Source organism: Armatimonadota bacterium (genome assembly GCA_039679645.1).
Taxonomy (GTDB): Bacteria; Armatimonadota; UBA5829; order UBA5829; family UBA5829; genus UBA5829.
The window spans coordinates 42,995-54,301 of record JBDKUO010000066.1; the positions used below are offsets into that span (position 1 = coordinate 42,995).

An 11,307-nucleotide genomic window follows, 5' to 3' on the forward strand; every position below is an offset into this window, starting at 1 on the left:
GCCCGGCCTCACTTCAAACCTATGTAGTAGTTATTGTAGGGAAGTAACATGGATGGATTGGTTTAGGTTTTATAACGAAGCAGAGAGTAGTAAAAAGGTTGGTCGCGCTGCGCGTCTTCTGAATATATCCTACCCCGAAGCGCTTGGATACTGGGCACTGATCCTCATAACAGCAAACAAAAGCCCTAAACGTGGTTGGCTGATGTATACCGAATCTACCCCGCTGGAGATACCGGATATAGCCGCCGTTCTCCGAGTAGATGCAAATACCGCCAATCACGTAATAGATACATTTATTGATTGTAAGTTACTGAAAGTAACTCGCAAAAGTCTGGGAGTCGTCGGATGGGATTTGCGTCAACGAGAATACGACTCCAGCACACAAAGAGTCCGAAAACACCGCAAATCACGCTCAAATTGTAACGTTTCAAGTCAGTTACAGAAACGTTCCGAGGCTGCTACTGAAACACCTGATGAAACGCCCCAGATACAGAAACAGATACAGAAACAGAATAAAGAAGAGAAAGAAGAAATCACACCACGCACACGCGTCATACGCGCTGCCGATGACTTGATGGTCGGAACCATGACAGCAAACGCCAGAGACAAAATCCACGAATGGACTGATGCTTATGGCGCTGATGTTATGCTCGAAATTGTAGCTGAGCTAAAGTCACTTTCCCCACCACCGCCTAACCCGGTCTGGGCGATTCAGGATGCGCTGATTGATCGATTTCAGAAGAAGCCTCCCGCAGTTGTCGCAGGCGGTTTCAGGGACTTGGGGATATAGGCGATGGAAGTTATAACACACTCTGCTAATTTTACACAGGAAGAGTTTAACGATTGGATGCTGCGGCACGTGCCTGAGCATCTAAAGCCAAGAATAGAAGCTGTTCTGAACCGGAGTGATGAGGCGCGGCAGGCTGAAGAGGATCGCACTAAACTCAAGCAGTCAGAACATATGCTTGAGCAATACAGACAGCGTGCTCACGACAATTGCGGTCTCAGGGGTGATCAGTGGGAAGATACGTGGGAAACATTCAGACGCGCCGGGACTGCAGAGGAAAAAGACTCGCAGACGACTGCGCTGCGCGAAGCTCATAGCAGGTCTGAGCAATTTCCTGATATCCAGCGCGGCTTGATGTTCGTAGGTCGGCCTGGGGTCGGCAAGGACTTCTTCCTGCACTGCATCGTTCGTGATGTGCTCGAAAAGACAGCAGTCTATGACGTGCGATATTTCTATTCGCTAAACCTCGAAAAACTCTTCAAACAGGAGTGGTATGGCGATGGTGACAACGATGTTACTGACCTGGAGATGTGTATGCGCAACTGTAACATTCTCCTGCTCGGTGATCTGCATAAAATCCTGCACGTCAAGAGCGAGGGAATAGTCAACGCTATGACTCGCGTGCTCAAGCAAATCTGTGACGAAGGACATCCGAAGCTGTTTTGTTCGAGCATGATACCGCTGCGTCACGGGCCGGTTGGGCAGGACGGTAAGCGCTACGATTACGAATCTCTGTTCGGCGAGTCGATAGCAAGCTGGCTCGAAGGGTCTGTAGATGAAATCACGGTTTTCGGGCCGAATCGCAGAAATAGAGCGGCGGCATGAATGGTAGTGTTCATTGGACTGTAGACCAGTATCGTGAATTCCTGCGGACTGGCAGGCTGCCGGATAGGTTCACTCCGGCTGTAGACGAGAAACGGGAAACTGTGTTTCAAGCGAATGTGAGCAATCTCTTTCGCAATTGCGGGTGGCGAACTTATCATACTCACGACTCACGCAGGTCTGAACGTGGTTTCCCTGACTGTTTCTTCGTGCGAAGTGATCGCATAGTGGTGGCTGAGCTAAAGACAAAAAAGCGCAACCTCACACCCGAGCAGTATTTCTGGTTACTCGACTTAGTGTATACCGGCAAGGTCGAGGTCTATGTATGGTATGCCGAGAGACAAGAGGATTGGGCCGAGATTCAAAGAGTTTGTTTGTAGGAGGGAAACGGGGATGACAACATACAGCAGGGCGGTAGAACGTCAAAGGCGGGAGATACGGGGCACGCTACTCGATGCGCTGCGCGTTCGTGAGCAGATAATCGTTGATAGGCAGGTTAGTGATGGTCTGGTTTTGCATCCGCCAAAACAGCCGGGCACTCTGCCGTATGTGACTGATTTGCAGGGGCGAGAGTATAACCTTGGGCCGACCGGCAGGCTTATCGTGGGGCGCAACTGACGTTGCACATTGTTACTTGGCAGTTTGATCGGATTCGCACATCTAGTGATATAATACTATAGTTGATAGCGGGAATACAGGTGAAAGGCGGTGTGAAACGATGACGATTAGAATACATATTTCAAATCATCTGATTTTTATACTCCTGCTTGTGCTGATTAAATTCATCATTAAGTAGTCTTCGCCTGATGTTCACTGGTTGCGCCTGCACAGTGATATGTGTCTAACAGGTCATTGAAAGGCTGACAAAATCATAAGGCAAAAAAAGTACTCGCTGCAGTCTCGGAGACTGTATCTTCACATACGTCTCAGATTGCAGTGTCTGAAGACATCTTCAGCTAGGCTGTAATTGCTGAGAGTGAATCATATGATGCCGTGTGGTATCTGGGAGTTCTCAGATATGGGTCGTCAGTTTACAGTGATGGGGTTACAGTCAGTCGGTGGAGTTATCAGGCGAGTTTTCTGATACTTCACCCGCTATCAGCGTTCTCCACTAGCTCTCCTGTATCATTCCCCTCTTGCCAACTTCTGCCCGCGTGTTCTACCCTGCGTTTGATCAATTGATTTCTTTGAAAAACTTTGCGTTTTTCAAACAGCTCAATAATTCAAACGCATTGAGGTTTTCAAAGTGCCGCGTGGTGGAGCGCGTCCAGGCGCAGGACGCAAGAAAAGACAGCCGGATATTGGCCGTACCGGACGTGGGCAGCCTAAAGAGCACGCCAAACAAGCTGCTTCAGAGCATTATGCGTCTCAGGCGCAAGGTCTTATCGATCCGCACATTCCTGACCTTATCTCCCTGGGTCTGGAGCTGGCTAACGGTGTCTATTACGAGCATCCGCAATTCCACAAGGTGTATAAGACACTCCCTAACCTCAAGGCAATCATTTACCTGATGGACAGGGTATGCGGCAGGCCCGTGCAGCAGGTGTCAGAGCAGGTGACTGTTGAAGCTGCTGAATCACTGATCAATAAGCACGGGCAGGCAGTGCGTGAGGTCTTAGACGATGAGTATGGTGCGGAGGTATCTACAGGGCTATGCGAAAAAGTCCAAGCAAGGTTCGAAGAACTCCTGGCTATCAGCGAGCAGTAGAGGTCTTCGCCTCAGCGACCGCAAGAAAAACCAGTGTATTCTTGATAACTTAGGGAAACCAAACGAACGACAGTCCCGATTCATCAACCACGTTTTATCAGGTGTGCGGTTTCCATTTTATGGTGGCGCTCGTGGCGGCGGCAAGAGCTGGGCTATTCGCTACTGCATGTTAATGCTTCTGCTTATGTTCCCCGGCACTGTCGGCCTTATCGTCCGCCGCACATACGAAGAACTGAAGCAAAACCATATATTCCCGCTGCTTGCGAAGCTGCCCAAGTGGGCGTATCGCTATAACAACCAGGAACATACGCTTTACCTGTTCAACGGCTCACGGCTTATTCTGGGATATTGTAAGACTGATTCAGATGTTCTTCGATACCAAGGTAATGAATATGATTTCATAGCTATAGACGAGCTTACCCAGTGGCAGGAGTTCTGGTTCAACTGCCTGCGTGCTTCACTGAGGTCTGTCAAAGTCGGTGTCAAGACAATGATGCTGATGTCCGGCAACCCCGGCGGCATAGGTCATATGTGGGTCAAGCGCCTGTGGATAGACCGCAATTTCAGCAAGCGTGAGAAGCCTGAACAATATGTGTTTGTTCCTGCCAAGGTCTATGACAATCCGGCTCTAATGAAGAATGACCCGGAGTATGTCGCAAACCTGGAAGGCATAGCAGATGAAAACCTGCGCCGGGCGTGGCTCGATGGCGACTGGGATATTTTCGCAGGCCAGTATTTCCACGAGCTTAGACGCGATATACACGGGTTTCATATCGAAGATCTTCCCGCAGGCTGGACGTTCAGGTGTATGGACTATGGTGAGTCTGCACCTTCGGCTGTCTACTGGGTGCGTGTGGACTTCGATGGCGATTTGTGGCTTTATAAAGAGCTGTATGGCTCCGGCTATAAGTATTCCGATCTCGCTGAAAAGATCAAGGAAATGACCGATGAGGAGATACGCTACACCGTGGTCAGTCCTGATATTTTTGCAAAGTCCAAGGGCACGGGTGTAGTCGGTTCTGAGGTTTTAGCGCAAAATGGCGTCCCGGTTGTAGCTGCAGATAACAACCGAATCGAGGGGTGGCGCAATATGCGTGAGTGGTTAGGTGATCCCAATGACCTGGAGCGAAAGCGAGCGAAACTGCATGTCTGTGTGGACACCTGTCCCGAGTGGTGGCGCACTGTTCCTGCTCAGATTTACGATGAGCACAAGGTCGAAGACATGGACGGAGATGGTGAAGACCACGCGGCGGAAGCTACCCGTTACGGCGTGCAGTCCAGGCCGAGGCCGGATAGAAGAGTTATAGAGAAAGTCGATCCGCTGTCTGCTTCGGCGATACTGGAAGAGATGAGAGGCTATTAATTCCATTTACGTGATTCGTAAACGGAATCGGCAATTCTCCTGCAAGCACACTCAGCAGGAGGAGTAATGACATTTGTCTATTATTGCAGCAAGTGCAAAAAGACGTTCGAGCGCAGGAATGTCCCCGCTGCGCTGCGGGATTCTCAGCAGTGCGAGTGCGGGCGTGTGCTCAAGCGAGTATTCACCCCGACGCGTAATATCTACGTGCCTATCAACATGCGTGCCGGTAGTGAGCACGCTCCGGTTACACCTACTGATGATATTCAGAAAAGAACGTGGGAAGAGCGCGGCGCTCAGCCGGTAGCATCGAGGTGGGTGTAATGCTGAAGCTGAGCGAGGAACAGTGCTCTGTAATTAAAGCTCGTATCGCAGCGGCGAAAGACTACCGGGATACTGTGTGGGCTAACTCTGACTCGGGCAGCGACTTCCGCGATGACCCGGCTCGATGGATGGCGATTCTGAGAGGCCGCTACTGGGCGCATCGCACAAACAAGGCCGGAACCCCGCGCAGGTCAAGTAATCAGATACTTCCTAAGTTGCGCGCCAAGCACGATGTGCTTACGATGGGTGACACCTCTTTCTTCATTGAGGCGCGCTCAGAACAGCTTGAGTCAGTTGAGGATTCGGCTACCGCTCTGCTACAGAACACCTGGGAAATCCAGAGCATAGATGTGCCATGTGATCGTGCGTCCTGGGATAGTGAGATATACGGCTTTGGAGTGGTGGAAGTCGGCTGGGCGTGGGAGCGTGATGGTGAGCAGCTTACCGGCGAGCGCGGCGAAGCCACTCTATCACCTGATGCAGTGCCGCTGGTTATCGATCCTGATACCAAGGAAATGCTACCGCCGCCTGTGCGCGAGTATGAGACTGAGGCGCAGGCAGAGCAGGCGGCAAGACAACAGCAGCTACAAGAGGATCAGGAGATATGGGGGAATCCGCTCAAGGATGATCCTTTCGTGGAGCGTTTCAGCCCACGCCAACTTCTGGTTGATCCTAACTGCACCTGCTGGGATTTACACGACGCGAGATATGCTATACGTATTCGGTATGAGTATGTCGGGCGTCTCAAGGCAAACAAGCGCCTGCAGCACACCAAGGACTTGAAAGGGACAGTTTACAGCATCCGTGATGATGACGAAGAAACATACAGCGCTGAGTCGATTACAACAGTCGTACGTGATGATGCAGCCCTTGTGCGGCTCTATGACTGCTATATGTTCTTTGACTACAACGGTGATGGTATAGACGAGTTCATACACGTAATTATGTGCAATGAGCACGAACTGCCTCTGTTCTGTGAGCTCAATCCTTACGCCGATGATGATGAGCGTCCTATCTTCGGTGACAACCCGTATCCATTCCGCGTTTACCCATCCGGCCTGGTTACAGATAATGACTGTTTCTACCCCGATTCACCTATAGACCAGGTGGCCGACCTTCAGCTTGCATATGACGAGAGCTGGAATACCTGCAATGAGATAAGGCGCAAGAGTCCACGGCAGTATATGTATCCTAAGGGCACGCTGGAAACTCCGGATATCAAGAAATTGGAACAGGGTGTCGATGGCGCTATGATTCCCGTCGACCCCGGCCTTATCAACCAGATTGTGCCGTTTCCACATACTCAAATATCTGTAGACATCTACAAGAATCTGGAGGATATTCCTGTTGAGATAGGCAGGCAGTTGGGCGTATCTCCATTTGAAGAGAATATCATTCCGCAGAAAGATATGTTGGCTCGTGAAGTGGATGCTATGCAGCAGGCAGGTGGCGCGCGGGCGAGTGGTGATGCTGAGCGATATCGCGAATACAGAGAGGATATAGCACGGTGTCTTCTGTCTTTGTATATGACATTCGGTGACCGGACTCGGGCATTCAAATACAATGCGCCTGATGGTCAACGCGTATGGGGGCAGGTCAACAATGCCGACCTGCGTGGTCGTGATCCTGAGTCCGTCTTGCTTCCAATGCCGGATAACTCCACATACTCGGTCAAGATCAACGCAGACAGCGAGGGGCCGAAGAATAAGACCTACGAGCAACAGCTTAGAATGAAGTTGCTGCAGATTATCGCAGGCTATGCACAGATGGCTGATCCTGATACCGGCCAGCCCATCGTTAACCTCAAAACAGCTCTCAGGTCGCTGCTCAAGGCATTTGACGAGCGAGATATAACCGCGTGGATAACTCCCGACCCAACCCCTGAGCAGTTGCAGCAGATACAGCTTGCCAAACAAGCGCAGGCGCAACAGCAGGTGCAAATACAAGCTGCGGCTGTTCAGAATCAGCAGCAGCAGCAGGCTGATGAGGCTATGCTGCGTCAAGAAGCTCAACGAAATGAAACCCTCAAGACTCTTGCTGGTATTATCGCCAAGATACCGCCTGAAGAATTGCAAAATCTTTCTTCAGGGGTATTGCCAACTTCTCATGAGCAGTAATAAAGTCTTGTTAGAGTGTGCTTGCATTGGGTGTCAAGATAGCCGTAAACGCGGCTGCGTATGGGAGTCCAAGTGACTCCCTGACACCTCAACTTTTTGTCTGGAGGGACAAATGGACGAAGATGAACGGGCGTTAAATGACGATCCCGAGGATGTAGATGACGAAGAAGACTACACTGGTGAGGATTATGATTCGGAGCCGCCGTCCGATGAGGATGAGGAAGAGGAAGAAGACCTGGCAGACTCTGCCGCCGAGGGTGACCAAACGGGCGTTAACAACAACCAGGACGATTTAGCCTCTAATCGCACACCTAAAGAGATTCCGTATCCGCGATTTAAGGAACTGCTTGACGATAACAAGCAGCTTAGGGAATCTCACGGGAAATTGCTCGATGCCGTAACTAAGTTGACCGGGCAAAAGCCACAGGAACAGAAGCAAGATCGGGAGGATGATATCCTTTCTCAGTTGGAAGGTATGGAGCCTCTTGGCGATGGCGAGGACTTGCTGCGACAGGCAAACACTAAGCTTTTGAGAGAGAATAGTGATCTGAAGCAAAGAGTCGAAGCCATTGAGCAGATGCAGCAGCAGGTGCAGGTTGATCGTGCTCTATCTCAGTTCGAGAATGTGACGGCCAAACTCGCTAAGGAAGCAGGAATCGAACTGGACCAGTCCGACAAGCAGAAGCTTTTGAACAGCACGGCTGCATTCGGAAAGATGAGTATTGATCAGGCGACCAGAATCGCATTCCGTGATATCTTCTATGATCGGATTGTTGACGCTAAGCTCAACGCTGCTTCCGGCAATCGCACACGACAGCGCAAAGAACGTCTCGGAGGCAGCGCACACAGTGCGTCTCCCGGTCGTGGTACTAAGGGTGCGGAGGAAGAACCTGCATCCTTGCATGATGCGATAGTGTCCAGCATACGTGAGGTCAAAGGTAGAAAGCGGTAGAGCAATACCCACAGCAGTTAAGTGAGGTATACGTCTATGTTGAAGTCTGTTTTAGCGACCACTCTCAACAAGTATGGTCGCAAATTGTATGGTCAGATTTGGAGCAGTGTTGTGCTCTATCTCTGGCTTATGGAGCATGATCGCGTTTCTGCGGTCGATGGAGGTATCAACATAGTTGAGGATGTTGAAATCTCTATGAATGACTCCGTTGACTGGAGAAATCCTAAGTCTCAGATACCACTTACTGAGCAGGACCCGTTCAGGCAGGTTGCGTGGCCGTGGGCTACGCTCGATGGTGGTTTGCCTATTTATGGATATGATGAGCGCCGGAACAGGGGCGAGAGTCGCATAGTCGATTATTCTCAGAGCCTGATCAACAACTTCACTCGAACAATGAAGTATAAGGTTGGTTGCGCTTGCTATAGTAATGGCACTGATCCGCTGATGATGCAGGGCCTTGATGCAATCTGCTCGGACTCCAATATCTATCCGTTACCAAATCCTGAACAGCAGGTTCCCGGTATTGACCGCAGCAAGCCCGAGAACGCTTATTGGCGCGCCAATGTTTTCGATACTACAGAGGCGTGGACACTCGACGGCAAGACGGAGAGTTGGGACAATGCGTATTTGAAAGCCTGCAAGGGTGATCCGCAGGATCAGCCGGACTTGATTCTTTGCACCGGCGCAATATTCAACTGGTATAACGCTTTGCTCCTGAAGAATGAGCGTTACGAAGACCCGAAACTTGCTGAGGCTGGTTTCAGGAACCTGATGTATAAGAATACCGTCGTGGTCTGGGATGGTCACTGCCCTGGGCCATCTAACTCCGATATTCACTCCGAGTATGCCTCTCTGGCCGGTGAGTCGACCTACATTCTGAACACCAAGTATATCAAGCTCAGACCTGACAGCTTGTGTGCGAAGAAGTTTATAACTAAGGGCCGTCACGAGATGGAGAACGTAGACGCGGATCGAATCCTTCAGATTTGGGAAGGCCAGATGACCTGCACCATGCCGAACAAGCAGGTCAAGATCGCTAACAAGACTGCTCCGACGAGCTAAGGGGGTGAATGATATTGGAGTCTATTAGACGTGTTAGTTACGATTATACTGCCGATGACGCAGGACAGGTCATAACCGGGCGCAAGGGTGAGGAATACATTGTTGCGTATTGGGACGGTTCTGCTCCCGCGTCTATTGCAAAGGGTCAGCCGGTCGTGATCGGCTATGGTGTCGATGGATCGGATAACATTGGTCCGAAAGTGGCTGCTATTACAACCTCTGCAGTTCCACAGAGGCCTGCTGTGGCGCTCGATGCGCTTACGACTGCGGGCTGGTATGCGTTCCAGGTCACGGGCGATGCTTATGGCTTGGTCACAGGCAGTGCTGATATTTCAGCGGCAGGCAAACTGCTCGAACTGCTGAATGGCGCGACTTCGTTTACTTATGACGGAGCTGCAAGAACTGTAGGCAGTGCCGCTATATCGGGCGAAGCCTACACTACTGCTAATGCTGCGCTCAAGGCGATTTATCTTTTTGGTGAACCGGTTCAGATAGCCGCAACTTAGTTTCTTCTGATTGATCGGTCGGGCTGCTGGTAGTGGTTCCATTCTCCTTTCCACTACCGGCAGCATTAAGGTGATTGTTATGTATGCTCCTGATAATTTTAAACCTGTCCCGGATCGTGGGCGTTCTGTGGCTGCTGATTATATCCCTAAGAGCCTGCGTGCTGTACCGGGTTATGCCAATCCTGGTGAGCGTGATAAAGACAAGGCTGCACCTGAGAATATCGAGAGTCAAGGGCTGAAGCAAAGCAAGCACAGAAAGACAGAGGCAAAGAAGTGACAAAGAAAGACTTGGCCAAACTTGTGCGCTCGCACCTAGATGAACTCAGTGGCACTTGGCTCAAAGATACTTCGTCCGATCCGCTCGGTTCGTTCTCTATTTACGACTATCTCGACCTCGCGTATAAGCAATATGCGAAAGAGACAGAGTGTTTCAAGGTCAATTATACCAAGGCTGCTGTGGTCGGCACGGATATCTATAAAAACAGCGACTTCGGCACGAGTGGTGCTGGTGGCCGCATTTTCAATTTGATATATGTTGCATTCAATTCAGTGACTATATATCCGGTCACAGAGTCACGGTTGGATGCTTACAATTCCAACTGGCGTTTTGCTGCAAATGGCACACCTACTAATTGGCTCAAATACAGCAATAAGTCTTTCAGGTTGTTTCCAAAGCCAAGTGCGGCTAGTGATATCTATATAGAAGGTTACGAAACGCCTGACATTTCCTCATTCACGGAGGACACTGAGCCGGATATTGAGGAACTTGACCATTCGCTGCTTGCAGTCTATGCATCAATCCTGGTCACTGTGCGTGACCCATCTAACACAAATGCTATTCGTGCATCGCAATTATACCCGATATGGCAAGCTGGCATTGCCGATGCTCGTGACCGTATACATGGGCCTGGCAGTGCAGACGTGGAAGTAGCACGTGAAGCAGGAACGCAACGCGCTATGCCTGTTGCTGCACAGACAATAACACAGGCAGGAGGATAGATAAACTTATGGGTTTGAATGAAAATCTTAATCGTATCCTCGATGGTGAAGGCTCTCAGCGTGTTGCCAGTAAATGGAAAGACTATGGTCTGATCATTGATGGTGACAATGGCGGCAATGGCAATTGGATTGCCGCTGGCGCATATGTAACTATCGATATATCCGGTGACCTTGGATGGGCTAAAACGCCAGCGTTTTTTGGAAAGTCCTCAAACGGCACATCAACGACATGCAAAATGGTACGCGGCGACGGCGCAGGCAATTATGACGCCACCGAAACCACGGTTACTCTCTTTAACGATGCAGATACCTGGAAGAGCACTATCAGCACCACACCCTGGTATGTAGGCTGGGGGATGCGAATAAAGGTCACAAATGGCGGCGGCTCATCTGCATGTGTCTGGCTAAGATTTGCTTTGATCGGATAGGAGGACACAATGGAACAGTTGATTGCTAATTTAACGAATGCCGGGTTGATATCCGATGGGGTTATCAGGCTCGATGAGTACCAGTCTGTAGATGTGGCTACATTCGAGTCATTCTTTGGCTCCACAGACGGCAGTTACGCTCAGCTCTGCGCCGCCGACGACAATGGCGATGGCACTACCAAGGGCTACAAACGGTTCTTCGATGCTTGGAAACAGGCGGGCATACTCTAAAGGCTGGCGTC

At 50.4% G+C, this 11,307-nt stretch carries 15 protein-coding genes; all 15 read left to right on the forward strand.

All coding sequences use genetic code 11. The features are described 5' to 3' along the window. Positions 1-52 precede the first annotated feature (52 nt). The 15 genes from ABFD83_13815 to ABFD83_13885 all read left to right on the forward strand — a co-directional run bounded on the left by ABFD83_13815 (position 53) and on the right by ABFD83_13885 (position 11,296). Complete coding sequence (locus tag ABFD83_13815) at positions 53-790, forward strand: phage replisome organizer N-terminal domain-containing protein (protein ID MEN6358146.1); 738 nt, start codon at positions 53-55, stop codon at positions 788-790. A 3-nt stretch (positions 791-793) separates the two neighbouring features. Further along, the gene (locus ABFD83_13820) at positions 794-1,612 is read left to right on the forward strand and encodes an AAA family ATPase (protein ID MEN6358147.1); all 819 of its coding nucleotides are present in this window, start codon (positions 794-796) and stop codon (positions 1,610-1,612) included. Beyond that, complete coding sequence (locus tag ABFD83_13825; protein MEN6358148.1) at positions 1,609-1,989, forward strand: VRR-NUC domain-containing protein; 381 nt, start codon at positions 1,609-1,611, stop codon at positions 1,987-1,989. Before ABFD83_13820 ends, ABFD83_13825 begins: the two co-directional genes overlap by 4 nt. A gap of 13 nt (positions 1,990-2,002) precedes the next feature. Further along, complete coding sequence (locus ABFD83_13830) at positions 2,003-2,227, forward strand: hypothetical protein (GenBank protein ID MEN6358149.1); 225 nt, start codon at positions 2,003-2,005, stop codon at positions 2,225-2,227. Positions 2,228-2,855: 628 nt separating this feature from the next. Beyond that, a complete protein-coding gene (locus ABFD83_13835; GenBank protein MEN6358150.1) occupies positions 2,856-3,317 on the forward strand; it encodes a hypothetical protein in 462 nt (153 codons plus the stop codon). 103 nt (positions 3,318-3,420) lie between these two features. Next, a complete protein-coding gene (locus ABFD83_13840; GenBank protein ID MEN6358151.1) occupies positions 3,421-4,680 on the forward strand; it encodes a phage terminase large subunit in 1,260 nt (419 codons plus the stop codon). Positions 4,681-4,746: 66 nt separating this feature from the next. Continuing rightward, positions 4,747-5,001 carry a hypothetical protein gene (locus tag ABFD83_13845; protein ID MEN6358152.1) on the forward strand — a complete coding sequence of 85 codons (255 nt, stop codon included), beginning with the start codon at positions 4,747-4,749 and terminating at the stop codon, positions 4,999-5,001. Continuing rightward, the gene (locus tag ABFD83_13850) at positions 5,001-7,118 is read left to right on the forward strand and encodes a hypothetical protein (GenBank protein ID MEN6358153.1); all 2,118 of its coding nucleotides are present in this window, start codon (positions 5,001-5,003) and stop codon (positions 7,116-7,118) included. Before ABFD83_13845 ends, ABFD83_13850 begins: the two co-directional genes overlap by 1 nt. A gap of 112 nt (positions 7,119-7,230) precedes the next feature. Then, positions 7,231-8,070, forward strand: coding sequence for a hypothetical protein (locus ABFD83_13855; protein ID MEN6358154.1), 840 nt, complete (start codon positions 7,231-7,233; stop codon positions 8,068-8,070). Between the two features lie 36 nt (positions 8,071-8,106). Beyond that, positions 8,107-9,132, forward strand: coding sequence for a phage major capsid protein (locus ABFD83_13860; GenBank protein ID MEN6358155.1), 1,026 nt, complete (start codon positions 8,107-8,109; stop codon positions 9,130-9,132). Positions 9,133-9,146: 14 nt separating this feature from the next. Beyond that, positions 9,147-9,638, forward strand: a complete 492-nt coding sequence (locus ABFD83_13865) for a hypothetical protein (protein MEN6358156.1) — start codon at positions 9,147-9,149, stop codon at positions 9,636-9,638. 127 nt (positions 9,639-9,765) lie between these two features. Beyond that, positions 9,766-9,915 (forward strand): hypothetical protein, encoded by a 150-nt coding sequence (locus ABFD83_13870; protein ID MEN6358157.1) that lies wholly within the window; start codon positions 9,766-9,768, stop codon positions 9,913-9,915. Continuing rightward, entirely contained in the window at positions 9,912-10,637 is a 726-nt protein-coding gene (locus tag ABFD83_13875; GenBank protein ID MEN6358158.1) for a hypothetical protein, read from the forward strand. Before ABFD83_13870 ends, ABFD83_13875 begins: the two co-directional genes overlap by 4 nt. An 8-nt stretch (positions 10,638-10,645) precedes the next feature. Continuing rightward, entirely contained in the window at positions 10,646-11,065 is a 420-nt protein-coding gene (locus tag ABFD83_13880) for a hypothetical protein (protein MEN6358159.1), read from the forward strand. 9 nt (positions 11,066-11,074) lie between these two features. Next, entirely contained in the window at positions 11,075-11,296 is a 222-nt protein-coding gene (locus ABFD83_13885) for a hypothetical protein (protein ID MEN6358160.1), read from the forward strand. The last annotated feature ends 11 nt before the right edge of the window (positions 11,297-11,307 follow it).